The sequence below is a fragment of the Vibrio sp. 2130-1 genome (assembly GCF_033339515.1).
In genome coordinates this window covers 406,050-431,181 of sequence record NZ_JAWOUT010000002.1, presented here as the reverse complement: position 1 = coordinate 431,181, position 25,132 = coordinate 406,050, and the positions used below count along the sequence as shown (strand labels likewise).

The following is a 25,132-nucleotide window of genomic DNA, read 5'->3' as shown; positions in this document are numbered from 1 at the left end:
CTAAAATGTGGTTGGCGTATGCGCACTTATCATTCGACAAGCCTTGTCTGTGTGATTTGTAAATCGATGGGGCTTCGTCGTATCAATAATGTACGACTCGCCCGCTGTTATGACATGAGATTGCCCTTTATATTCCAGAGTGATTTCACCCTCTAATACGGTGCCAATCTCTTCGCCTTCGTGTTTGATTTCTGCTGCACCAGTGGTTCCATAAGGTGCATATTCCTCGATCAAGAATCCGATGACTTGATCTTTGTCGCCATTCGTTACCAGTTTCATGGACACCGTCTCGCTCCCGATTTCCACAAGATCTGACGGTTTGATGACTACTTTCACTTCATCGTTCGAAGGTTGTTCAAAAGTGAAAAACTCTGATAACGATAAAGAAAATACATTAACGATTTTTTGTAGTGAGCTGACCGACGGGCTCACTTTGCCATTTTCAATGGATGAGATTGCACTGTGGGTAATACCAGCGCGCTCGGCTAGTTCCCTTTGTGACAATCCATGTTTTTTTCGTAACTGAACAATATTTTTACCAATCTCTTGATTGTCCATTCATACAGCTCCAAACGTTTAACGAGAGGTAGCCATCATAAATTCATTGAACAAAATTTGAGAGAAATGATTGGTTTTTGCTTCCCATTCTGGGTGCCACTGCACGCCAACGAAAAATTTTTGATTAGGAAGACTAAATGCTTCTACCAAGCCATCCGGGGCTTTAGCTTCTACTTGTAATAGAGGAGCAAGCTGATCGACGCCTTGGTTGTGTAGTGTGTTCACTTCAAAGAAGGTGGTATTTTCCCAATGATTTTGCACCAGCCATTGTTCAAATAAGCTCTGCTTTTGAACTAGCACAGCGTGTGCTGGCGCGTATTTTTGTTCGAAATCTTCAACAGGCGCTTCACGATGGTCATTGAAGCCGGAGTCATGAACGGCTGGGTTTAACGAGCCACCAAGTGCGACATTCATCTCTTGAAAGCCGCGGCAAATACCAAGGCACGGAATGTTTTGGTCAACCGCATGACGAATTAACGTGAATGAGAGCTCATCACGAGCTTCATCTTTGTAGCTCTCTTCGTGCGTTGCATTGTATCGATGTGGCGCAACGTTAGAGTGGCTGCCAGGAAAAAGAAAACCATCACATATGTCTAGGATGGTGGTTACGTCATCGCCCGACATGTCGGGAGCCAACATAATCGGTAGTCCTCCAAAATCCTTTATGGCGCGAAGGTAAAAGTCGTTGACCGCTTGTATCTGATAGCCACCCAACTCTTTAGCGCAGCTAACCACACCAATGATGGGTTTGTGTGTATCTGCCATGATATGTCCGTGTTCAATTTATTTAACACAAACCCTACAAACCATGTACAAAATTATCAACACAGATGACCATTATTATCGTCACAACGTGATCCGACGCACTTTTTAGGCTTCAAAACTGAATATTTATGCTCATTATATTGAACAAAACAAAACCAACTGTTACAAAATAGTTAACATAAAGACATAAAAACCAGCCGTTAAACATCAAAAGCACAGTGTAAGTGCATGTTTAAATTAAAAATAACCTGAAAAACAAACAACTCGTTCAGAGTGCTGTAATTTATTTGTTAATTTGGTTATTTCTAATTTCTACTCGTCAGGCTATTTGGAGAAGAAAATGGAATCGTATCTACAGGAAGTACAAAATTTTAAACAAAAATGGCCCGATATTGAATTTATCGATCTCATCTTTACCGATATAAATGCCACCCCAAGAGGAAAACGCATCCCGATAGATGCTCTAGAAAAACTGAATAAAGGTGTTGCCCTCCCCCTTTCGACCATCACCCTAGATACCAAAGGTAACGTCGTTGAAACGGCCGGGTTGGGAGAAGATCTCGGAGAACCAGATAACCTCTGCTATCCAATCAGCGGCACCTTAATGCCGACGGCAAAAGAACAAGTTGGTCAGCTACTGCTTAGTATGATGGATGAAACCGGGCAGCACCCTAACCCACTGTTCATCCGAAACATTCTCGCTTCTATATTGCAAACACTGCATGCTAAAGACCAATATCCTTGTGTCGCGCTCGAGCTGGAGTTCTATTTAATAGACAAAACCCGCGGCGAAAATGGCGAACCATTAACGGCAATTAACCCCACGAAAAAAACTCGAGAAAAAGATACCGAGGTTTACGACCTTGATGGACTAGATGACTACGCTGATTTCTTGGCCGACCTTAATCGAATTGCATTAGAACAAGGTTTAAACACTTCCGGAGCCCTATCTGAATCGGCACCAGGGCAGTTCGAAATCAACTTCAACCATTCTAAAGATGTACTTCGAGCATGTGATGAAATCATCATCGCAAAACGCTTGATTCGCCAGGTCGCTCATCAGCACGGATTTGACGCCACATTTATGGCGAAACCTTTTAGTGAGCAAGCGGGTAATGGCATGCACATTCATCTCAGCTTGGTTGATACAGATGGTAACAACCACTTTAGCCAATCAGACGGTCAAGCGAGCGCCTTCTTCTATCAAACCATGGCAGCGATGCTGTCACAAACATCCGATGCCATGGCTCTAATCTGTCCTAACGTTAACTCTTACCGTCGCTTTGTTCCTGGCGCTTACGTCCCAACCAAAGCCGATTGGGGAGAAAACCACCGCGGTGTTGCGTTGCGTGTGCCTATCAGCGATAGCAAAAATCGCCGTATAGAGCATCGTATAGCAGGCGCTGACGTTAACCCATACATTCTCGCTGCAGTAGTACTTTCCGCAGTATTAGCGAGTGAAAGCTACACCAAAGATCAATGTCCACCGACTCTCAGTGATGATGCAATTGAGTTACCTCTGCGTATGTCAGAAGCTCTAGAGCGACTGGAGCACAGTGAGCTGGCTCAATACATCTCAAGAGACTTTATCGATTTGTATCTAGCTTGCAAACAGAGTGAACTCGCAGAATTTGAGCGAGCTATTACTCCATTGGAAATCGACTGGATGTTGCACTCGGCATAAACAAAGGAAATGAACTTTATGACTACGCAGACCAAGGCGCTGGATGCGCCTCTTAAAATCAACTCTCAACACATTATTGTTTCTTTAATCTCGGTTGCGACGTTTGTCTTTTTTACCACAATCGGTTTGAACCATGAGGAAGGCGAAGCCTACGGATGGATGAGCCTTTTACCAACGGCGTTGGTATTGGTCTTTGCGCTGACAACCCACCGAACTGTGGAAGCCCTCTTTAGCGGCGCTATTGCCGGTGTTCTTCTGCTTAACCCAACTGAAGCGGTAGAACAGATTGTTGATATTTCCATGAGTGTAATGATGGATGAAACCATTGCCTGGATCATCCTCGTTTGTGGTTTGATGGGCGGCCTAATTGCTATTTTGGAGAAAGGCGGCAGTATCTTAAGCTTCTCCGACATGTTGGTCACGAAAGTAAAAAGCCGTAAGCAATCGATGCTGATGACCTTTGCGTTAGGTATTCTGATCTTTATCGACGATTATTTGAATGCGATTGCAATTTCTTCCTCAATGAAAAAAGTTACAGACGGCTACCAAATCTCGCGTGAAAAACTCTCATATCTTGTGGATTCAACCGCCGCGCCTATCTGTATCCTCGTACCGATTTCCACTTGGGCAATTTTCTTCAGTTCGTTGCTAGAAGCAAACGGAGTAGCAGAAGCGGGAGATGGTATCAAAGCATACATTGAAGCTATTCCATACATGGCTTACGGCTGGGTAACGCTGGTGATTGTTTTGCTGGTTGCAATGGAAAAGATCCCAGATCTAGGTGCGATGAAAAAGGCAGAAAAGCGTGCGAAGAATGGTCAAGTTCGTCCAGACGGTGCAACAGATGTCGACTTTGGTCCCGATGTATCTGCACATACCAACCCAACCATGGGCCTTGTCAACTTCTTGTTGCCGATGATCGTACTCGTTGCCGCAAGTTGGTACTTTGGTATCGATCTACTTGCTGGTGTTTTCGTCGCGCTAATCTTTACTATTAGCTTTTACGGCGCACAAAAACTGATCTCGATGAACGACATGTTCGAAGCTGTTTATGATGGCATTAAGGTTATGCTACTGCCGCTTGCGACCGTTATTGGTGGTTTCATGTTGAAATCGGTCAACGACTCATTGGGCGTCACGCAGTATGTCATTGAGACCGTCAGCCCTTACCTGTCAGCGTCTTACTTCCCGGCGATTATCTTTATGATTACGGGCGCGTTGGTATTTGCAACGGCATCGTCTTGGGGAACGTTTGCAGTAGCGATGCCAATTGTTCTACCTTTGGGCGAACAGCTTGGTGTGCCTCTACACTTAACCGTTGCAGCGCTGCTTTCAGCATCAGCGGCAGGGAGCCACTCTTGTTTCTTTAGTGACTCAACCGTGTTATCTGCACAAGGTTCGGGCTGTACAGCAATGCAACACGCAACCACACAGTTTCCTTATGCGTTGATTGGTATTGTTGCAACCGCGATTTTCTTCTTCATCATCGGTTAGCCCCTTTATCTAATTGCAAAACCCTGCTCAAAAATAGCGGGGTTTTGTTCTATCAAGTCAAATGATCCTCTTAAAACTACTTTACGCCCGTTCAGTATAAAAATACTCAAAGATGTACAGCTGCACTCAATAAGGGTTTGGTAAACCTAATATTTTTGGTTTACGCTTAGCGAAGCGTTTATTGTGCAGCAAGGCAGCTTTTGAGTAACTTAAATGCCGCCTTAATACAGTGTTAACGGTTGGAGAGACATGAAAAAGTTAGCCCATGAGATATGGATATTTGATGGAGATCCTGTCCAATTTTTAGGACTCCCATACACCACTCGTATGACTATTGTTAGGCTTTCTGATGGTGGCCTTTGGATTCATAGTCCAATTAAGTTATCAAATTCGATTAGAGAGCAAATCAACAATCTAGGCCAAGTGAAATACTTAATCGCTCCTAATCATTTACACCACTTGTTCTTATCTGAATGGGTATTTGCCTATCCTAGCGCAGAAGTTTATGGCACAGATGAAGTCATTAAGAAGTGCCGTGATATACACTTTCACGCTTCACTTAACCAAGGTGGTAATGCTTGGAACTCTGAGATTGAACAAGAACTATTTTCTGGCTCTCCATTAATGGAAGAGTGTGTGTTTTATCATCGACTTTCAAAGACCTTAATTGTTACTGACCTCGTCGAGAACTTTTCTGGCCAGGACTTTAACTACTGGCAGCGGTTTGTGGCTAAAGGGGCCGGTATTCTTGCTCCGAATGGAAAAATGCCTTTGGATTGGCGCCTAAGTTTTATGTTTAGCAAACAAGAGGCTCGAAAACACTTAAATAAATTGCTGTCTTGGAAACCTAATATATTGGTTATGGCTCACGGCGAAATCGTCCTTGATAATGCAGACGAGTTCTTACAGCGCTCTTTTAAGTGGCTAGTATGAGACAGCATTGAAAACTTACACAACAGAATAGACAATAAGCTATTTTAAAACATCAGGCCCTTTTAGCTTAGTCTTAGGGGGGAATTTACAGAACTACACGTTATGTTTAACGATAAGATCCCCTAATCCTCTTAATTGAGCATTATGCAGCAATTTAAAATTCCGTTAGAATTGCACTTCAAAAACTTCAATGCGAAGAATTCTGGACATTGATACGGACATAAGTTCAAGAGTTAACATAACGCTATAGCAATCTCTTACTAATAATTTACTTCGAGACATTGGCATACTCCCGAAACAAACCCTTCTACTCTAAAGGTTTTGTTAATAATAGTTGCCATGCTTGTTAGTTATTCTCGTTGAACTCAGTATCTTGAAGTTGTTTGAATATATGAATTTAAAAAAGAGACATAAGATGCACAAAAAACTCATCATTCTAAGCTTGCCTATTCTATTAGCCGCATGTGCGGCACCAAAGTATACGGTAGAAACAATCTCGAAAGAAAATCAGAGCAAGGAAATCACCATCGTAAAAGACAACGCCACGCGAGATGTTTTCTTAGATTCGATGCAAGACTGGTGTTTGGATACCGCCCACAAATGCACAGTCGTAAGCGACGGCACGCCTCCTGTTAGCTCTGAGCTAACACTTACTTACGTATCACGCTGGAGCTGGGATTTTAGAACATTTATCGCTGATGCTCAGATCAAAGCCTACAAAAATAACGAAAAAGTAGGACAAGTTGAATTTAAAGCACCAAACAGCGCGAATCCAGATAAATGGGGTAAAGACAACAAACGAATCATTTCGATGATGGATTTGTTATTCGGTAAACAAACCGTGAGTGAGGCTCAATCCAAGATTAAGCTGGGCGAAATGTAATGAGTCGAACAATTGCCCATTTAACAAGCATCATATATTTGTAGAGAAAGATAGGAATGTTTAAGTGACTGAAGTCAAAACCATTGGGCTTTTCTTTATAACCGCCATTGCAGAAATATTAGGCTGCTACTTACCTTATCTCTGGTTAAAGGAAGATAAGTCAGTTTGGCTTTTGGTACCAGCAGCGCTATGCCTTGCTATGTTTGCTTGGCTTCTATCTTTACATCCTACCGCAACTGGCAGAGTTTATGCCGCTTACGGTGGTGTCTATATTTTTGTCGCAATTCTATGGTTGTGGTGTATCGACGGCGTTCGACCAACGCTCTGGGACATAGTGGGGGTTTCTGTCGCTATGCTTGGCATGTCAATCATCATGTTTTCACCCAGAGCATCCTAAACGTAACCGAGGGAAACCCTTACGCTTAGTATTTTGGCTATGTGCTAGATTTATTGATTAATAACATTATGACGTAATTGCTACATAGCCAAAGTATGCTTGGGCTTCACCCCAAAACAGCGCTATTTATAGGAGATACCAATGAACCATGCAGTGAAGGCAAGATTTGATGAGTATCCAAAACATGTGCGTATTCGGATAGAAGAGCTACGAAATATCGTCTTAACTATCGCTTCTGAATTAAAACTGGGGGAAGTTGAAGAATCTCTAAAATGGGGAGAGCCAAGCTACAGTGTGAAAACAGGTAGCCCGGTAAGGATGGATTGGAAACAGAAAACGCCTAGTCGTTATTATCTGTTCTTTAATTGCCAAACTAAGCTCGTCGACACATTCCGCGAACTGTATAGTGACTCACTTGAGTTTCAGGGTAATCGAGCAATAATTCTATCTTTATCAGCACCTTTGCCAGAAGCTTCAATCAAGACCTGTTTAGAATTAGCATTAACCTATCAAAAGCGAAAGAACTTACCTCTTTTAGGTATGTAAAATCGCTTAATAAAACTATTTACGGCCGATTAACCATATTCAACTACTCTACCTTTGTATCCTTTTTAATGCTTCCGCAGTAAAGTTTTAGATTAAGTGGTCACGTTAATAGCGCCGTAACCAAACTAGTAATATCGAAATAAAGAAGAGTTTATGAAATCAAAAATCTTGTTCTTACTTATGCTTGGAGCTCATTTCAATGCTTTTTCAGCGACGAACTATCAAGTCAATGTGGTAGTAACAGAGCCTCAATCAACATTCATTTTTCCGACTTTTAAAATATCCTCTAAAGGAAAAAGCAAAACCAGTTTTGTCGACGGCTGCACGTACTTAGGAACCCTTTCAGAACCGAGTAAAAATAGCATACAGCTTGAAGCTACCATGTCATGCAACCGAGATGGCGCTACGTCAAGGATGGAAATGCCGGTATTTGTACTCAACTCCGAGGGTCAAAGCGCGAGTTATGATCTTGTAGAAAACGGGATCGTGATGTGGAAATATTCTGTAGAAGTTAAGCCGTCACTTAAAAAGTGATATATCAGAAATACTAAAGTAACAATCAGCACTATTAACCGCCGTTTAAGTGTAATAGGTATATTCTTTACGACTTAATGACGTTACTTGTTGCCGCAAGTCTCCAACTCATGTACAAAACAGCCCTAATTTTAATAGGAGCTAAGTGGCATGAATTTAATTGTACGTCAGGTAACTTTAGGTGATGCTGAAGGCATTACAAACGTCCTCAACCCCATCATTATTGAAGGTTTATACACTGTATTAGATACGCCTTTCACACCTGAAGAAGAAAAAGAGTTCATTACTCATTTCCCAGAACGGGGCGTGTTTACAATCGCTTTATCCGAAAATAGCTCACAAGTCATTGGTTTCCAAAATATTGAGCCCTTTGCACAATATACAAAAGCTTTTGACCATGTTGGCATAATTGGTACGTTTGTTAGTGACGGTGCTCGTGGCCAAGGTGTGTCTAAACAGCTTTTCAAATCGACATTCGAAGTAGCCAAACAAAAGGGTTACGAAAAACTATTTGCGTACGTTCGCAGCGATAATGAGCGAGCGTTATCAGCCTATCTCAAACAAGGCTTCGAAATCGTAGGGACCGCGAAGAAGCATGCAAAAGTTCGTGGGAAATACGTAGACGAAGTCCTCATTGAGAAGTTTTTGTAGGTGTTAAGTCGCTAAACACTAAGCACGCATATAAGAACATTTGAACCAAGACTCAATTTCCGTCGTAGAAATGTCTTTTCTAAAATAGGTTATTTGAAATGAAACTGACCTCGGAAACTGAGTCAAGAATAATAGAAATGGCATGGGAAGACCGCACCCCATTTGAGGCTATCGAATTTCAATTTGGTTTGAATGAATCCGACGTGATTCAGTTTATGCGTAGCCGGCTCAAATCAAGTAGCTTTAAATTGTGGCGTAAAAGGGTTTCGGGGCGCAATACAAAACACAACAAGCTACGAAACTCAGACATCATTAGAGGTTATTGCCCAACTCAATATAAGCCGCGATAGCGAACTGCACTTGGCATAAATTTTTATTACGAATCGCAACATTTATCGCCCTACCTTTGAATCAACTCCATGATTGGAGGGGAATAGTCACCACTTAAATCAACCTAGGTGTTTCAGGGCGATAATAAATTCAATGGGAGTCATATTAACATCCTCAGACGCCATCAAACTAATGATTCCACAGAAAAGATTGACACAAAACGCCCACTAAAAGTAAGTCAGATTAAGGCGTCATTTAACCCGTGTATCAATCTTCTTTGACCTTCTGTTTAGGCACTAGAATCACTAACCTTCTATTTTATCTTTGAAGGCACAGACAAAAAGCTGCATGATTAAAAAGGAAAAATAGCGGATAACGGTTTAACAAGCACTCGGAGCTTGGAGGCAATTTTGAACAAATTACTTATGATATTTGCGTTGGTTTCTTTACCTTGCTTGGCCTCTGATGATGTTGAAGATCCCTGCAAAGTAAAAGGCGGTGGCGTTATGGCTGGTTATCAGTGTGTAGAAAAGAAGATGGAATCTGCAGATAAAGAGCTTAACGAAAGTTACAAGGAAGCAATCGCTAGAATAGGTGAGGAAGAAAAAGCACTAAGGGAAACATGGTCTCAGACCGAACTGGTAGAGCCATTTCGAAAGGCCCAAAGAGCTTGGCTAAAATACAGAGACGCCGAATGTGAATTTACGGGCCTGTCTTCCACACCCTCACCCTGGCAAGGTGTCCAGATTGAAGAATGTAAGTTAAGAATGACGTTAGAACGCGTCGAATACTTCAATGGTGTATACGTAGGCTAAACGGATTACATCTAACAAGGCACTTCAATAAGATTCGCAACTCTTGGCAATTTCAGTTTAAATGTACTCGGTGTTTAAGATGCAAACGTTCAGGTTGAGTGGTCGCTCCGCTTACTACTTAACCCTGCGTTGTGCGTAAAGCTAATATGGGTGTGAAATAATTATGGAAAAAGACGATTTAGTTGGGATAGTAGTTAAGTATTTCGAGAAAATAGATGCCGGTGATCCTAGCTATCTGGATCTATTCTCAGAGGATGTTGATTTTTTCTTTCCTAAATTTGGGCAAGCGAAAGGAAAGAGTGCCTTAGTGGAGTTTGGCAATAGGATTGGTAGCTCGTTGATTAGTATCTGGCACGACATAGACGGCTTTCAAATAACGACTGCTGGAAACAAGGTCATTGTTGAAGGACAGGAAGGCGGCGTAATGAGTGATGGTACCTCTTGGCCGGACAACAAAGTTTCCACAGGGCGTTTTTGTAGTGTATTTGAGTTTGAAGGAAAAATGATAAGTCGTATGTTTGTGTACGTAGACCCTGACTTCCCGAGTCGAGATTTTGAGAGAATTTCCGTGCTGTCAGGCGAGAGCAACGTGCGACAAACTGTTCAAGCCTGAATACTACCGTTACCGCATGGCATCTTTGTTATGCGGTAGTATTCGTAGTTAAGGTGTGTTGAGGGCTTTGATATCGCTTTACTCACACCTTATCAGTGCGTTAGCCACATTCCCTTACTGATAGAAATGCTACTTTCTTCAATCGTCCTGTATTATGATAATGAAAAAGATTGCATTAATTTTAAGATTAAAATGAACCAAAAATTTTTTCTAAAACTACTCCCTGTCCCTTTTCTTCTAGCCGGTTGCCAGTCTACGCAAAGCCAGCTACAGCCTATACCTGAAAACGTATTATCAAACCTATCGACTCAATGGGCAGTGAGTGGTAGAGGCCTGTTTTCATTCCGATGCTTATAGCTTAGAGCAATCGGTAAACTATCGAGAGGCCATTAACTATTCTTTTTCTACTTGGCTAGTCGATCAGTCCGATATCGATCAGTCGGTAAATGAAGCTCGTGTAGCGTTATCAGAATATCAGTCTCAGAATGATGGTTTAGGAACAACATGTAAGGATTGGCACCTACCCCTAGAATCTGGATTGCGAGAAGTTAACAATCATAAGAATCAAGTGGCGATAGACCAACAGCGAGCACATGAAATACATAAAGCAAACGCTTCTAAACCTGTGACGTATTCAACACCAGCATCTACTTCGACTAGTAATGTTGTTCACTGTTACAAATTGGAAGACGTTAGCTTGAATAAGAACATTCAAACCTTTAATGGAATGATATGCCCTATAGGCTGGCTTAAATATTATGGCTATTAATGTATTTGATTAATACAGGACTTAAGAATGAACTCTAAGTTTAATTTTTAGTTCAAGATTGGGTTTCTTGTTTACAATGTTATGTTTCCAGTTGGATTACCGTATTCGAATAGATTGACGAAGTTAATCAATATATGTGTATTGATGCTTACTTTTTATCGAGTTATCTTTGTTTGATAGCCATTAAAACGAGTAAGGAAACAAAGTGACTGTGTTAACAAAAGGCATACACCACGTAGGTTTAACCGTATCTAACCTAGAAGCAAGCGCGAAGTTTTTCACTGAACAATTAGGTTGGAGTGAAGTAAAAAGAAATCCAGACTACCCGGCAATATTTGTGAGTGATGGGCATATCATGCTTACACTATGGGCGGCTAAGGCTGATGCCGCCACTCCATTTGACAGAAAAACGAATATTGGTTTGCATCACTTAGCTTTACTGGTAGAGACTGAGAAGCAACTCTATGAGTTGCGTGATCAATTTATGGCGTCGGGAATCGAAATTGAGTTTGGTCCCGAGCTTGTTAAAACAGGACCCGCAAAACATTTAATGTGTTACGACCCAAGTGGTATTAGGGTTGAGTTTTTCTGGGCGGGCTCATAAAACAAACATAACAAAGTTTTATAATAGGGATTTGGTACACATGGCATTGTTAGTTTGCACCGCCTTTGGTGTTTAAGGTGCTCAGCAGAAGCTTGTGTATTGAATGCCCTCCCCTCCTACTACACATTTTGCGACTTACGAGTAAGTCCAAAAGGATAAATGTTATGTATAAAATCGGCGTTGTTTTATTTGATGATTTCACGGATGTCGATTTCTTTCTTATGTATGACTTGCTAGGGCGCACAACCGACAGTTGGACAGTAAGTATACTTGGAACTAAATCTGAACATCATTCCCACCTCGGTATGAAAGTTAAAACAGACGGACACCTTTCTGAGGTGACGAATCAAGATGTCGTTCTTATTACAAGCGGCAAACGGGGTATTCCAGCCGCTTTAAAAGATGCTGAATTTATGTCAGCGTTGAATCTTGATCCAAATAGGCAGCTAATAGGTTCGATTTGTGCGGGATCATTCATCCTCCATGAACTCGGTTTACTAAAAGGCAAGCGATTAACAACAAACCCAGATGCAAAGGATGTTCTACAAAGTATGGGAGGAGATGTTAAGGATCTGCCTCTCGTGATAGACGGTAATGTAGCGACGGCCGGTGGCTGTCTTTCACTGATGTATCTAATTGGTTGGTTAACAGAGCGGCTATTTGACTCAAACAAACGAAAAGCTATACAAAATCAATTGATACCTGCTGGGCAATTAGATCTATTTGAAGAGCTTATTGCCACAACTATTCAATCAGCAGAGTTAGCAAGCTCGGATAACAAGGCGTTAAATAATCATTCATAACATGTGGTGTTTTACATGACATTAGTTTTAGTGTTTAGGGTAAGTCACACATCAGTCTTGTGTGACTTACCCTTGAACATAACGCCACTTGGGGAAATTAACTTACAGGGAGTAAATCAATTGGTAAAAATGTACGGTTCTGAAGAGACAAGAGCGTTTTGCTGTAACTGTAAAGAAGTAACGCTACATCGGTACGAAAGCTTCTCTAAAGCGCAGGAAAAGACCGAGAAAAAAGCTAAAGGTTTCTTCTCTAGTCTATTTGCAGCAATAATTGGCTCATTAATGGAAGGCGAAGCGACTGGTGACTACAAATGTACAATATGCGGCACTAATCTTCACACGCCAGATAATTTAGATTAATAGTCATTGTCTCTAATGCCACGGCTAGTGGCACGCAACATGATTTATAGACGGCTCTAGTGGGTTTGAAGCGTATGCACCTTATGCATTGCATTTAGGGTTTTGAGGTTGTGTTGCGGATCAAGTAGTGCGCTTTTATCTCTGACAAGGGGCTAAAGCAGAGCAAAAACAAGGGACAAGAAAAGAAGTAGTTTTACTTGAGTATCAATGAATTACAGACACAAAAAAGCCCACCAAAAGGTGGGCTTTTTTAAAATTTGGTGGGTCCGGGCGAACTCGAATCGCCGACCCCTACCATGTCAAGGTAGTACTCTAACCAACTGAGCTACGGACCCAAATTTTTATGTTCCTAACCATTCAATTCAGAATGGTGCGTCCGAGTGGACTCGAACCACCGACCCCCGCCATGTCAAGGCGATACTCTAACCAGCTGAGCTACGGACGCATTTCTCTGGAACGACGAGGATATTAGCTATAAGCGAACGGTGGTGCAAGCACAAATTTACCAACTTTGAACCGTTTGGCGAAAATGTAAACTCAACACGCGTTTTCAGATGATTTTATCAGCAAAGCTGAATCCTTCATGGATTAAAAGTGTGATCTATATAACTTTTATTATCTCACTTAATTGTCGTAAGGCACTTCACTGAGCATCCAAATCTGTAAGATTTGCGATACCTTAGGGCAAGTGCCGAACAAAATCTGATATTTAGGTTTAAATGGTTCGCCGATATAGGTTGTACGGATCAACTCTCCTGTTTTGACGTCTACTTGAGTGCTCACCCTGCCTTTGAAGTTTTGAAATATGACAAACTGCTCACTGTGGTAAACCATTTGCTCTCGGTAAAACAAGAAATGATCTTGGGGTGTCTCTGTCAATTCACACTCCAGTGGTTTCAAATTAGGTATCGCACTAACATTAGATGCGATGAACAATGCTGACAAAATCCATCCGTATCGCATATGGCTGCCCTATTCTGCACTCTTTTTCAAAGTATAGGTCTTGCCTTGAGGACAGATACAAAAAAGGCTTTGATCATCTCTAATCAAAGCCCCTTGTTTCTGCTGGTTAATTGTCGTGTTTAGTCGTCCGCCTCAAACACAACGTTATAATTTTCGGTGTATGTACAATTCGGCTGACGGCTACAAGTAAAGAAACGTCTCCCTTTGAACTCACCTTGGCTTGCGGTTTTAATGATCATCGGACTGCCGCATTTTTTACAAAAACGCACTTCTTTATCGGGCTCAATCAAATCAATGTGTGCCGCAAGCAAACGACGTAATCGCCCAACTTGATAACTGTGCTTTATCGAGGCGCCAATTAAAGGCAGGTTGGCCGTCTTACAAACATGAATCAATAACTTTTGTCTTTCTATCTTACCCTTGTTTAGCTCCTGCCCATTATCCAATTCAACGATAACGCGCGGCTCTAGTGTCCTTGGGTCACAAATAACGTAATCAAAATAGCTTCGAGATATACGATTGTTCGCGACAAAAAACTGCTTCTTATTTTTGATTTCTTTTGGCGTAACCAAACTGGACATGTTTACTTTCGCGAATACTACGGCATGCTCCCCTACCGCCGCTCTTAACGCATTATAGAACGCACCCTCTTGACCTCTGAGCAGAGGGCCTTTCGAGCGATAAGGATAATCACGCGTGTCATCGTGCTTAATCACGTACTTTTGAATAACAAAGAAGAATAAAACCAGAAGAACAACAATGATAAAAATGTTGGTCATAAATAAAGTGCATCCAAAACAACTCGTTGCTCAAAGCGTAAATGGAAATGTTATGCAGAGCAACAAAACCTCGCAATTTTGAGGCGCCACGACGATAGCGAGAAACAGAAAATTTTGCTCACCAATAAAAACGAGCCAATCACACACTTGGATTGGCTCGTTTAAATTTTGTTAATACATTATGTATGCTAAGAATCAACTATTAGCGTCTGGCTGATTCTCTGGCATCGCATCAATAAAAGCTGGCAGTTGATTGCATGACTGCACAACAGCGTTAATGGTTGGATAAAGAGAAGTATCTACACCAAAGCGTTGTGCGTTATAAAATTGTGGTACCAGACAAATATCGACAATAGATGGCGAGCTTGTCAGGCTAAACTTGCAATCACCATTTAGTTTACGATGCTTCTGAAGTTTCTCTTCTAATGCTGTAAAACCTTTGTGGATCCAGTGATGAATCCAAGCGACTTTGCGCTCTGGTTCGCAAGCTAGCTCCCCCTCTAAATACTGTAGAACTCTTAAGTTATTCAGGGGATGAATCTCCATTGCAATATCCTGAGCCAAAGCTAGCGCTTGGTATCGAAGCGGCGTTTGCTCGGGGATCACAGTGACATCCGGGTAGTGTTCTTCTAAGTATTGAATGATCGCCAGTGACTGGGTTAACTGAACCTCCCCATCCACCAGCAAAGGAACCAGTTCAGAAGCGTTTAACTCATGGTACTCGTCACTGTGTTGTTCGCCACCATTGCGCACCAAGTGTACCGATTTTGAATCATACGGTAACTCTTTAAGATTCAAGCAGATACGCACACGATATGCCGCCGATGATCGCCAGTATCCGTATAAAATCATGCTATCGCTCATATCGTCTCCCAACCAGCACTGTTAGTGCCTGAGATATTGGCTAACTTGTTGGTCAATCGAACCGAATATGTTGTTGCCATCCGCATCGAACATTTCCAATCTGATTGAATCTCCAAACGACATGAAGTTAGTCGACGGCTTACCATCACGAATGGTTTCAATCATGCGAACTTCCGCGATACATGAATAACCAACACCACCCTCCTCAATCGAAGTGCCATGTTCCGTTCCCTGCTTGTTGGATACCGTACCTGAGCCTATAATCGCCCCAGCAGATAGCGGGCGCGTTTTAGTCGCGTGAACAATTAAGTCTGCGAAATCAAACGTCATATCGATACCTGCATTCGGGCGACCAAACGGCTTGTGGTTGTAGGTCGAGACCAATGGTAAATGCACTTTGTTTTCGTACCACGCATCGCCTAGTTCGTCTGGTGTTACTGCCACAGGAGAAAACGCAGAAGAAGGTTTAGATTGGAAAAAACCAAACCCTTTAGCTAACTCTGCCGGAATTAGCCCACGCAGTGAGACATCATTCACCAGCATGATCAAACGAATCGACTCCTGAGCCTCTGCAACACTTGCGCCCATTGGTACGTCACCAGTTACCACAGCAACTTCACCTTCGAAATCAATACCCCATTCATCACTGGCAAACTCGATATTGTCACAAGGTCCAATAAAGGCATCAGAGCCTCCTTGGTACATCAACGGGTCCGTCCAAAAACTCTCTGGCATTTCAGCGCCGCGAGCTTTTCGAACCAACTCAACGTGGTTTACGTAAGCACTGCCATCAGCCCACTGATAAGCGCGAGGAAGCGGCGACTCACAGTAGTGCGCTTCAAACTCTTCATACCCTGCAATCGTGCCATTGTTCAGTGCAACGTATAGCTCTTCCAGTTGTGGTGCTAGCGTATCCCAGTTATCAAGTGCCACCTGCATCGTCGGTGCTAAGTTCATGGGGTGGAAAATTTCTGTCGCTGGTACGCAGCGCGTTAAGTCTTTGCTCACGACCATCAACAAACCGTCACGAGTGCCATTTTTCTTGGTTGCTAATTTCATCCTTGCCTCTTACTTCTCTTGCCAGCTATAGACGTATTCTTTGTTTTCTACTTTTTCCAGCTCATCCGAAAACTGAAGTGCGTGACGCGTATCAATCATGACCGCGACTTCGTCGGCAAAAGTCTTCTTATGCTCTCGCCCTGCCTTGAAAGCTTTCGGGTGAGGGCCATGTGTAAAACCTGCTGGATGGAATGTCACCATACCCGCTTCAATGTTGTCACGACTAAAGAAGTCACCTGCATGGTAGAACAAGACTTCGTCATAATCGTCATTGTTGTGGTAGAACGGTACTTTGAGCGCTCCAGGATCACTTTCAATTGGACGAGGAACGAAGGTACACACCACAAATCCTGCTCCTACAAATGTAGTATGTGCAGAAGGCGGTAAATGGTAACGATGTGACATAAGTGGACGAATATCACGCCAGTTCACTTTTACTACCGCCAAATCACCATGCCACCCAATCGCATCCAGCGGGTTGAATGGGTAAGTGATAACACTGACTTTATCGTGGCGTTTCACCTGAACCTGTGTTTGATTCTCAGAATATTGAGCACGGAACTGATCGTTGATCGACGGCGTTTCTAAAACCGCCGGATCAAACACCGCGTGGTTTCCAACCATGCCTTTTTCGGGCAATGTATAAGCCGCATCGGTGTTTTCAATCATCAGAATGAACATCGGCTCGCTTGGTTCTAAACGCCAGCTCGTTGAGCGCGGGATCATGACATAATCCCCTTCGCTCACTTTCAAATGACCATAATCACAGTAGAGATCTGCCGTACCTTGGTGGATGAATAGCAGTTCGTCGCCATCAGCGTTTCTCACCAAGAAGTCCATTTTTTCATCCATACGCCAAACACGAACTTTACAATTCGCGTTGTGTAATAGATGCGGGACTGCCCACGGGGTAATATGGCTGGCTTTCTCCACTAGATTAAAATCGAACGCTCGTGGACGTAGCTCGCCCTCCCACTCAGACCACCCCGTTGGGGCATGTTGATGATGAAAATGTGTTGCGGGGCCGAAGAAGCCACTTCGACCTGCCTCACGTTCATAAATTGCCTCTTCCGGGAAGTCAGCATGTGCTTGTTTAGAGCACACTCCCTCCCGATGAGGGAATGTGATCCATTTATGCATCGCTCAATACTCCTCGGCGAATTTGGTCTTCTTCTATCGATTCAAACAACGCTTTGAAGTTACCCTCGCCAAAGCCTTCATTGCCTTTACGTTGGATGATTTCGAAGAACACAGGGCCGATAACGGTTTGAGTAAAGATTTGTAGCAAGATGCCATCTTTCGTTGGCGCACCATCAATAAGAATCTGCAAATCACGAAGCTTGCTTACATCTTCGCCGTGGCCTTCAACACGCTGATCGACTTTCTCGTAATAAGTATCTGGCGTTGGCATAAAGTCCATGCCTCGCTCACGCAAGGTTTTGACCGTTTCGTAGATGTCGTCAGTGGTCAATGCGATGTGTTGAATACCTTCGCCATTGTATTCACGGATAAACTCTTCAATCTGTGATTTATCATCTGACGACTCATTGATAGGAATTCGGATTTTGCCGCAAGGTGCGGTCATCGCACGGCTGACAAGACCAGTCAGCTTACCTTCGATATCGAAATAACGAATTTCGCGGAAGTTACCAATGCGCTCATAGAAACCTGACCAGACATCCATGTTGCCTTGCTTAACGTTGTGCGTTAAGTGGTCGATTTCGTAAAGACCAACATTCGCTTTTGATAAACGCTCATCAGCATCATCATAAAAACGAAAATCGACATCATAAATGCTCTGCTTTCCATAACGATCGACAAAATAAAGCAAGCTTTCACCGATGCCATAAATAGCAGGAATGCTAAGCTCCATCGGCCCAATTTCCGTTTTATATTCTTTACCGCCATTCTCTAACGCATGCGCCAGAGCAACGGTGGCGTCTTTCACACGAAATGCCATGCCACAAACCGACGGACCGTGAACTTTGGCGAATCCCTCAGCTTGGCTATGCGGCTGCGCATTCACAATAAAGCTAATGTCACCTTGTCGATATAACCACGCTTCTTTTGAGCGATGCTTTGCAATCTCCGCAAAACCTAACGATATAAACAGATCTTTAAGCTGTTGAATGCCTTTGTTGTCAGCAGCGGTATATTCAACAAACTCAAATCCGTCTGTTCCTAATGGGTTATATGCATCAACCATGACTTTCTCCTTGTCTCAGTAGCTTTTGTTTGGACTTATTTTTCTAACTTGGCGCAGGTATTGAGAAATTGGAATACGTGGGGAGAAATCTTTATCTTGGCGATTTTTACGCACAATTGTAAAATATATGTTACACGAAGAATGCGCGTCGAATCCACTTTTGTAAACATTAAATAAACTGCCTACTTTCAATATATTAGATTGATATTTTCGGCTTTACGCCATCACATAAAATGTAAACAAGTTGTTACTTTGGCATTTTATCTTGGCAACGTAACTCAAAAAGTAAAAGGGGATGGAAAATCTATTGCCCCCTATCTCTATCCGATTTATTCATTTGCTCCTGCAAAACATCAAAAGTAATGTTTCGTGACGCTTCATACAGTTCGAAAGGCTCATCGGTCAGAATCGTGTCATGGATACCCCTTTATTGATTCACCTCAGTTTTATTCAAAAGTAACTATGCCATAAGTGGTGCTCTGTTCCCTTTCGAGCCGAGCCACAAGGCTTCACGCTCGATCAGAAAAAGAGACATCTAATGACGCACATTAATCAAGAACGCTTAGTTGAACACTTTTGCCAACTAGTACGTATCGACAGCGAATCAAAAAACGAAAAACAAATTGCAGAAACACTGGCAGAACAGCTAGGCGAGCTAGGCTTTACCGTGCACAAGCTTCCAGTGCCTGAGCACATTTCTAACGGTTTTAACGTGTACGCCCGTTTAGACGGCAAAAAAGACGGCTCTATCCTAATGAGCTGTCATATGGATACGGTCACTCCAGGTATTGGCATTGAGCCACTCATCGAAGACGGCATTATCCGTTCAAAAGGCCATACGATTCTCGGTGGCGATGATAAATCTGGTATTGCTGCCATCATGGAAGCCGTTCGTTGTATTCAAGCGGAAAACCGTGAGCACAAAACGTTAGAACTTGCTTTCACCGTGTATGAAGAAGGCGGTTTATTCGGTTCACAATACTTCGATATGTCACACGTCACTTCAACGGAAGCAATCGTGTTAGATACGGGTGGCCCTATTGGCACCATTGTGACCGCAGCCCCAGGCCAGCAAAAGATCATGGCAAAAATCAAAGGTCGACCAGCACACGCAGGGCTTGCGCCAGAAGAAGGCATCAGTGCGATCATGGTGGCGGCAGATGCCATCAACCAAATGAAGCTGCTTCGCATCGACGAAGAAACGACAGCCAACATCGGTATGGTTAACGGCGGTCAGGCCACAAACATTGTTATGCCTGAATTAAAAATCGTGGCAGAAGCACGCTCCCTGAATGGCGATAAACTAGATGCTCAGGTCAATCATATGATCTCAACATTAGAGTCTGTCTGTGAAAAACACGGTGCAGAAGTCGACATTGAATCTAGCCGAGCCTACGACGCTTTTGTTATTGAAGAAAACCACCCACACGTAAACGCTATAAAAGCAGCGTTTTCAGAGTTAGGAATTGACGCCTTCACAAAAGGCACTGGCGGCGGTAGCGATGCCAACAACTTTAACAAGAAAGGTCTCACAACGGTCAACCTTTCAACTGGCATGGCAAAAGTACACACGACAGAAGAGTTTATCGCGGTAAGTGATATGGTCAAAATCACTGAGTTCGTGAAACATTTCCTAGTCAGTTAACGTCATGCCTTTTGAAGAGCAGACTGACTATCTTCCCCTTCTAGCCTGTGCTTGAAGGGGATTTTAATTTGTATCGAAGCAAAATTACTTCCCGTCATGCCAACTTGATATCAGATCTTCAAAGAAATTCCCCTAGCTCACTTTTTGAGACTAGACAGCTCAACACCTGACACCCTGTTACAGTAATGTTAAAACTCGATTGTGTAGACAATTTATACAATATACATTTCTGGCATCTTTCAGGATGAAAAGAGTGAGACAAGGATGAAATTACCTAAGTTGCTTTTATTAGCGTCGATGATGAGTCCAATACTGGCAACATCAAGCTATGCCGTGCCGTATCCCTCGGGTGTGACCCTCGATGAGACACAAGAAATTACGCTAAACAATGGGGCTGAAGTTACTTCTATTGACCCAGCCAAGCAAGCTGCAGAGCCCGCTTTTAATCTCGGTCGAGACCTGTTTGAAGGTCTGGTCATTCAAGATAAGCAAGGTAAAACCATTCCTGGTGTTGCTGAGTCTTGGTCAGTCAATGACAACAATACGGTTTATACCTTCCACTTACGTGATGCAAAATGGTCAAATGGCGAAACGGTCACTGCACAAGATTTTGTCTACAGCTGGCAACGCTTACTGAATCCAAGCACTGCTTCACCCTACGCTTGGTTTGCGGCCATTCCAAATATCGAAAACTCGCAAGCGATTATGAAGGGCGAAGCCGAACCCGAGTCCTTGGGCGTGAAGGCGCTGGATGAAAAAACATTCCAGGTAACACTCGAAGAGCCTATTCCCTTCTTTACGAAACTATTAAGTCATCCAGTGCTTGCCCCCGTTCACAAAGCGACCGTTGAAAAACATGGCAACCGTTGGACCCAGCCTGAGCATATCGTTACAAATGGTGCGTTTACTGTCTCTGAATGGAAAGTTAACGAAAAACTGGTGATGGTTAAAAACCCACATTACTGGGACGCAAGCAATGTAGTGCTGGAAAAAGTCACCTGGCTACCAATTGGTGATGCAAACGTAGTGCTAAACCGCTACCTAGCCGGTGAGATAGACCAAGCGGTTTCCATTCCTGCCGCTCAGAAGAAAAAGTTAATTCAACAACGCCCACAAGAAGTGGCAAGCACCAGTGCGTCTCTTGGCTCCACATTCTATTACCTCAACACTCAACAAGGACCAACAAAAGACGTGCGGGTCCGTAAAGCCCTCTCATATGCCATTGACCGTCAACTGTTAACGAGTGCTATCTTGAGAAACGGTGGGGTTCCAATGTATACCCTTGTGCCACCTCAAACAGATGGTTTTAAATCTCACACTCCTGAGTTCGCAACTTGGAACCGTCATAAACGTATCGAAAAAGCGCAGCAATTACTGTCAGAAGCTGGATACGATAAAAGCAATCCGCTTAAGTTGACGTTTACCGTACCAACTTTCTCGATGGACGTAAAAATGGCAACCACCATGGCAGGCATGTGGAAAAGCCGATTGGGTGCGCAAGTCACGATAAAACAGCTAGAACCGAAAGTGTTCTACGCACTTAAAGAGCCGACCGACATTACTCGCGGCGGCTGGACGGCTGACTACAATGAAGCCTCTACATGGTTGGATATCTTCGTTTCTAGTGGCGAGTACAACGATTCTCGTTATAACAACCCGCAATACGACGAGTTAATGGCTCGCTCAAAGACCATGAGCAACCCATCAGAACTGTATCTACAAGCAGAAAGCATGCTGATTGAAGACATGGCCATTATTCCTATTTATCGTCCGGGTAACGATCAATACCTCATCAAGCCTTACGTGGGCGGCTACGAACTGACAAACCCTGAGTCGTCGTACTACCGCAAGAATGTCTATGTAAAAGCCCACTAAAAGCATGTTTTCGGTCTGAGTCGGCAAGTTCAATGTTTACTTGCCGTTCCTCATATCTCTCGGTGGAGAAGGCAACCTGAGCTCAGACCATTTTTTATTCATAACCGTTCGAAGTGATTTCGGATGACCAAAGGATGATGGATCATGATTTGGTACATTGTTAAGCGATTAGCTATCGCTATCCCCACGCTTCTATTCATCGCACTCATATCATTTTGGCTGATGCACATTGCACCAGGGGGGCCATTTGATATGGAACGGCCTATGCCAGAGGTGGTACGTGCGAATATCGAAGCAAAATTCCATTTGGACCAGCCCTTCCTTACTCAGTTTTGGATTTACATTGGTAATTTCATACAAGGAGATCTCGGTCCGAGCTTCGTTTATCAAGACTTCAGTGTTACACAGCTCGTCGCACAATCATGGCCAGTTTCAGCAGTATTAGGCGTACTCTCCTTTTGTATTTCCGTTCCACTTGGCATGTTGCTTGGCACCATTGCGGCATTGAACCGAAATAGCCGCCTAGATTACGGCCTGATGACACTTTCGATGACTGGAGTTGTGGTTCCGGCTTTCGTGCTTGCTCCAGTTTTAGTCATGATCTTCGCTATTCAGCTCGGCTGGTTCCCTGCTGGTGGTTGGGAAGGAGGAAAGCTGGCTTTTCTTGTTCTTCCCGTGCTCAGCCTGGCGATTGGCTCCATTGCGAGTATTGCACGCGTCATGCGTGGCGCAATGATTGAAACGCTCAACCAACCATACATTCGAACGGCAAAAGCCAAAGGTTTGTCCACATCCTACATTTTATTCCATCACGCTTTGCGACCATCCCTGATTCCCGTCGTTGCGATGCTCGGCCCTGCGTTTGTTTCTGTCGTGACAGGCTCGGTGATTATCGACATTTTCTTTGGTACAGGTGGCATGGGACAACACTTTGTGTCTGGGGCTCTCAACCGCGACTACGGCCTAGTAATGGGCATTACTCTGATTGTCGCTTCACTCACTATCTTCTTTAACCTTGTGGTCGACTTGCTATATACGATTATCGACCCTCGTATACGCGTTTAGGAGTCCGGCATGTTAACGATCAAAAAACTGGATACACAAGCTCTTCAAGATCAAGTCGTCGACAATATTGAAGCCGTCGAAGGTCGCAGTCTTTGGCAGGATGCATGGACTCGATTTCGTAAAAACAGAGCCGCGATGACATCAGTGTATGTTTTGGCGTTCATTACCTTATGCATCACCTTCGGCCCCTCTCTTGCCGCTTTTGGCCATGATGAAATTGACTGGGAAGTGCTCATCGATCCATACGAACTAGGGAAACCTTCACTGAGTAGTGGCCATTACTTTGGTACCGATGATCTCGGGCAAGATGTCTTTGCTCGCACGATGCAAGGCGGCAGGCTCTCTATTTTGGTGGGTTTTGTCGGGGCCTTAGTCGCCGTTGTTATTGGTACGATTTGGGGAAGTATTTCCGGCTATCTTGGCGGCGTTGTCGATAGCGTAATGATGCGCATTATTGAGGTGCTCGATTCGGTGCCATTTATGTTTATGGTTATCCTGTTTGTTACCCTTTTTGGCAACAACATCTACCTGATTTTTATCGTGATCGGAATGGTATCTTGGCTGGGCATTGCCCGTGTTGTACGTGGTGTCACCTTCGGTCTAAAAAAGCGAGAGTTCATCGAAGCCGCACACTCTATTGGGGTTTCTAAATTGACAATTGTCCGACGCCATGTTCTGCCTAATGTGCTTGGGATCGTGATGGTTTATTCCTCCTTAATGGTACCAGGATTCATTATGTTCGAATCGTTTTTAAGCTTCTTAGGGCTTGGTGTTCAACCACCCGACACGAGCTGGGGAATCCTAATCTCCGAAGGCGCAAAAACGATTGACGTTGCATTGTGGATGCTGCTTTTTCCCTCTCTGTTTTTAGTTGCCACCCTCTTTTGTTTTAACTTCATCGGCGATGGCTTGCGTGATGCTCTTGACCCGAAAGACCGATAAGGACAAACCCATGCTATCTATTGAAAACATGAACGTGCGCTTCGATACGCCAGATGGGCAAGTGCAAGCGGTCAGTAATCTCTCCTACTCGATTAAAGCGGGCGAAACTCTTGGGATTGTTGGGGAATCAGGTTCGGGAAAAAGCCAATCTGTTTTCGCATTAATGGGGTTAACCGCGGACAACGGCGCTGTGTCTGGAAGGGCAATGTTCCACGGTGATGATTTACTCGCGATGTCTAAAAAGCAGCTCAACCGCATCCGTGCAGAGAAAATCGGAATGATCTTTCAAGATCCGATGACGTCACTTAATCCATTCATGAAAATTGGCAAGCAGCTTTGTGAAGTTCTCATGATTCATAAAGGAATGAGCCGAAAACAAGCAAAAGTTGAATCGATTCACATGTTGGATGCGGTGCGTATTCCCTCTCCCGAAACTCGGATGAATCAATACCCTCACGAGCTATCTGGCGGAATGCGTCAGCGAATCATGATAGCGATGGCGTTGTTGTGTAAGCCCGAGCTGCTAATTGCAGACGAACCAACCACCGCGTTAGATGTAACCGTTCAGGCTCAAATTTTGACGCTATTACGAGACTTACAACAAGAGTTCAACACGGCTATTTTACTGATCACTCACGACATGGGCGTCGTCGCAGAGATGTGTGATCGCGTATTGGTCATGTATGGTGGTCAAAAAATGGAGCAATCAGATACCGAGACATTGTTCGCTCAACCTGCGCACCCCTATACTCAAGGCCTGCTAAAGGCTATTCCTTCTATCACTGAAGATATGCCGCGTTTACCAACCATCCCAGGTAACCCACCAAGTGCGTTGATTAACCATAAAGGGTGTCCGTTTAGAGAGCGGTGCGAGCATCGAGAGACGCGTTGCCAATACGAAACCCCACGGTTTTCTCCATTAAACACGAGCAAGTCCATTGCCTGTCACGTTAACGCACCCAGTGTTATCACTCCTATTCAAATAAAAGCTTAAG

At 43.6% G+C, this 25,132-nt stretch carries 28 protein-coding genes and 2 tRNA genes; 20 read left to right on the top strand and 10 right to left on the bottom strand.

What is annotated here, in order from left to right; genetic code table 11:
• Together puuR and R7Q09_RS04525 are read right to left on the bottom strand one after the other, a co-directional pair.
• Positions 1–558 (bottom strand): HTH-type transcriptional regulator PuuR, encoded by a 558-nt coding sequence (gene puuR, locus R7Q09_RS04530; RefSeq protein WP_005377813.1) that lies wholly within the window; start codon positions 556–558, stop codon positions 1–3.
• 18 nt (positions 559–576) lie between these two features.
• Positions 577–1,323: a gamma-glutamyl-gamma-aminobutyrate hydrolase family protein gene (locus R7Q09_RS04525; RefSeq protein WP_005377814.1), complete on the bottom strand. Its 747-nt coding sequence runs from the start codon at positions 1,321–1,323 to the stop codon at positions 577–579.
• Positions 1,324–1,663: 340 nt separating this feature from the next.
• Between R7Q09_RS04525 and R7Q09_RS04520 the strand changes: the two genes are divergently transcribed.
• The 15 genes from R7Q09_RS04520 to R7Q09_RS04450 all read left to right on the top strand — a co-directional run bounded on the left by R7Q09_RS04520 (position 1,664) and on the right by R7Q09_RS04450 (position 12,739).
• Positions 1,664–3,007, top strand: a complete 1,344-nt coding sequence (locus R7Q09_RS04520) for a glutamine synthetase family protein (RefSeq protein WP_005377815.1) — start codon at positions 1,664–1,666, stop codon at positions 3,005–3,007.
• 18 nt (positions 3,008–3,025) lie between these two features.
• A complete protein-coding gene (locus R7Q09_RS04515) occupies positions 3,026–4,501 on the top strand; it encodes a Na+/H+ antiporter NhaC family protein (RefSeq protein WP_005377816.1) in 1,476 nt (491 codons plus the stop codon).
• A gap of 249 nt (positions 4,502–4,750) precedes the next feature.
• Entirely contained in the window at positions 4,751–5,434 is a 684-nt protein-coding gene (locus R7Q09_RS04510) for a DUF4336 domain-containing protein (RefSeq protein ID WP_149191835.1), read from the top strand.
• A gap of 415 nt (positions 5,435–5,849) precedes the next feature.
• Entirely contained in the window at positions 5,850–6,317 is a 468-nt protein-coding gene (locus R7Q09_RS04505) for an Sbal_3080 family lipoprotein (RefSeq protein ID WP_005385757.1), read from the top strand.
• 64 nt (positions 6,318–6,381) lie between these two features.
• Complete coding sequence (locus R7Q09_RS04500) at positions 6,382–6,714, top strand: YnfA family protein (protein ID WP_005377819.1); 333 nt, start codon at positions 6,382–6,384, stop codon at positions 6,712–6,714.
• 141 nt (positions 6,715–6,855) lie between these two features.
• Positions 6,856–7,260 carry a DUF1801 domain-containing protein gene (locus tag R7Q09_RS04495; RefSeq protein ID WP_017633973.1) on the top strand — a complete coding sequence of 135 codons (405 nt, stop codon included), beginning with the start codon at positions 6,856–6,858 and terminating at the stop codon, positions 7,258–7,260.
• Positions 7,261–7,413: 153 nt separating this feature from the next.
• On the top strand, positions 7,414–7,794 hold the full coding sequence (locus R7Q09_RS04490; RefSeq protein ID WP_258657713.1) for a hypothetical protein: 381 nt from the start codon (positions 7,414–7,416) through the stop codon (positions 7,792–7,794).
• Between the two features lie 150 nt (positions 7,795–7,944).
• Positions 7,945–8,445, top strand: coding sequence for a GNAT family N-acetyltransferase (locus R7Q09_RS04485; RefSeq protein WP_130546055.1), 501 nt, complete (start codon positions 7,945–7,947; stop codon positions 8,443–8,445).
• A gap of 98 nt (positions 8,446–8,543) precedes the next feature.
• Entirely contained in the window at positions 8,544–8,795 is a 252-nt protein-coding gene (locus R7Q09_RS04480) for a TIGR03643 family protein (protein WP_005377824.1), read from the top strand.
• A 405-nt stretch (positions 8,796–9,200) separates the two neighbouring features.
• A complete protein-coding gene (locus tag R7Q09_RS04475) occupies positions 9,201–9,590 on the top strand; it encodes a lysozyme inhibitor LprI family protein (protein WP_017820912.1) in 390 nt (129 codons plus the stop codon).
• 163 nt (positions 9,591–9,753) lie between these two features.
• Positions 9,754–10,203: a nuclear transport factor 2 family protein gene (locus R7Q09_RS04470; protein WP_138939937.1), complete on the top strand. Its 450-nt coding sequence runs from the start codon at positions 9,754–9,756 to the stop codon at positions 10,201–10,203.
• A 322-nt stretch (positions 10,204–10,525) separates the two neighbouring features.
• A complete protein-coding gene (locus tag R7Q09_RS04465) occupies positions 10,526–10,972 on the top strand; it encodes a hypothetical protein (protein ID WP_318070541.1) in 447 nt (148 codons plus the stop codon).
• A gap of 205 nt (positions 10,973–11,177) precedes the next feature.
• Positions 11,178–11,576 carry a VOC family protein gene (locus R7Q09_RS04460; RefSeq protein WP_031780991.1) on the top strand — a complete coding sequence of 133 codons (399 nt, stop codon included), beginning with the start codon at positions 11,178–11,180 and terminating at the stop codon, positions 11,574–11,576.
• A 164-nt stretch (positions 11,577–11,740) separates the two neighbouring features.
• Positions 11,741–12,379: a DJ-1/PfpI family protein gene (locus R7Q09_RS04455; protein ID WP_206953252.1), complete on the top strand. Its 639-nt coding sequence runs from the start codon at positions 11,741–11,743 to the stop codon at positions 12,377–12,379.
• A gap of 129 nt (positions 12,380–12,508) precedes the next feature.
• Positions 12,509–12,739: a hypothetical protein gene (locus R7Q09_RS04450; RefSeq protein WP_318070549.1), complete on the top strand. Its 231-nt coding sequence runs from the start codon at positions 12,509–12,511 to the stop codon at positions 12,737–12,739.
• A 258-nt stretch (positions 12,740–12,997) separates the two neighbouring features.
• Here the strand turns inward: R7Q09_RS04450 and R7Q09_RS04445 are convergent.
• From R7Q09_RS04445 to hppD, 8 genes are all read right to left on the bottom strand, one after another.
• A tRNA-Val gene (locus tag R7Q09_RS04445) sits at positions 12,998–13,074 on the bottom strand.
• 33 nt (positions 13,075–13,107) lie between these two features.
• Positions 13,108–13,184 (bottom strand) — tRNA-Val (locus R7Q09_RS04440).
• Between the two features lie 179 nt (positions 13,185–13,363).
• Positions 13,364–13,702: a hypothetical protein gene (locus R7Q09_RS04435; RefSeq protein WP_085569546.1), complete on the bottom strand. Its 339-nt coding sequence runs from the start codon at positions 13,700–13,702 to the stop codon at positions 13,364–13,366.
• Between the two features lie 119 nt (positions 13,703–13,821).
• On the bottom strand, positions 13,822–14,481 hold the full coding sequence (locus tag R7Q09_RS04430) for a DUF2726 domain-containing protein (RefSeq protein WP_005377831.1): 660 nt from the start codon (positions 14,479–14,481) through the stop codon (positions 13,822–13,824).
• 195 nt (positions 14,482–14,676) lie between these two features.
• Positions 14,677–15,345 carry a maleylacetoacetate isomerase gene (gene maiA, locus R7Q09_RS04425; RefSeq protein ID WP_318070540.1) on the bottom strand — a complete coding sequence of 223 codons (669 nt, stop codon included), beginning with the start codon at positions 15,343–15,345 and terminating at the stop codon, positions 14,677–14,679.
• A gap of 21 nt (positions 15,346–15,366) precedes the next feature.
• The gene (locus R7Q09_RS04420; RefSeq protein ID WP_132936611.1) at positions 15,367–16,404 is read right to left on the bottom strand and encodes a fumarylacetoacetate hydrolase family protein; all 1,038 of its coding nucleotides are present in this window, start codon (positions 16,402–16,404) and stop codon (positions 15,367–15,369) included.
• A gap of 9 nt (positions 16,405–16,413) precedes the next feature.
• Positions 16,414–17,544: a homogentisate 1,2-dioxygenase gene (locus tag R7Q09_RS04415; protein ID WP_042521907.1), complete on the bottom strand. Its 1,131-nt coding sequence runs from the start codon at positions 17,542–17,544 to the stop codon at positions 16,414–16,416.
• A complete protein-coding gene (gene hppD, locus R7Q09_RS04410; protein WP_005377835.1) occupies positions 17,537–18,610 on the bottom strand; it encodes a 4-hydroxyphenylpyruvate dioxygenase in 1,074 nt (357 codons plus the stop codon). The genes R7Q09_RS04415 and hppD overlap by 8 nt, the downstream gene beginning before the upstream one ends.
• Positions 18,611–19,148: 538 nt before the next feature.
• On the opposite strand from hppD, the gene R7Q09_RS04405 reads away from it, so the two are divergent.
• From R7Q09_RS04405 to R7Q09_RS04385, 5 genes are all read left to right on the top strand, one after another.
• Complete coding sequence (locus tag R7Q09_RS04405; protein ID WP_047100686.1) at positions 19,149–20,255, top strand: M20/M25/M40 family metallo-hydrolase; 1,107 nt, start codon at positions 19,149–19,151, stop codon at positions 20,253–20,255.
• Positions 20,256–20,519: 264 nt separating this feature from the next.
• The gene (locus R7Q09_RS04400; RefSeq protein WP_017633966.1) at positions 20,520–22,130 is read left to right on the top strand and encodes a peptide ABC transporter substrate-binding protein; all 1,611 of its coding nucleotides are present in this window, start codon (positions 20,520–20,522) and stop codon (positions 22,128–22,130) included.
• A gap of 144 nt (positions 22,131–22,274) precedes the next feature.
• On the top strand, positions 22,275–23,195 hold the full coding sequence (gene oppB, locus R7Q09_RS04395; protein WP_318070539.1) for an oligopeptide ABC transporter permease OppB: 921 nt from the start codon (positions 22,275–22,277) through the stop codon (positions 23,193–23,195).
• A 9-nt stretch (positions 23,196–23,204) separates the two neighbouring features.
• Entirely contained in the window at positions 23,205–24,137 is a 933-nt protein-coding gene (locus tag R7Q09_RS04390; protein ID WP_005377839.1) for an ABC transporter permease subunit, read from the top strand.
• 10 nt (positions 24,138–24,147) lie between these two features.
• Positions 24,148–25,131 (top strand): oligopeptide/dipeptide ABC transporter ATP-binding protein, encoded by a 984-nt coding sequence (locus tag R7Q09_RS04385; protein ID WP_318070538.1) that lies wholly within the window; start codon positions 24,148–24,150, stop codon positions 25,129–25,131.
• The last annotated feature ends 1 nt before the right edge of the window (position 25,132 follow it).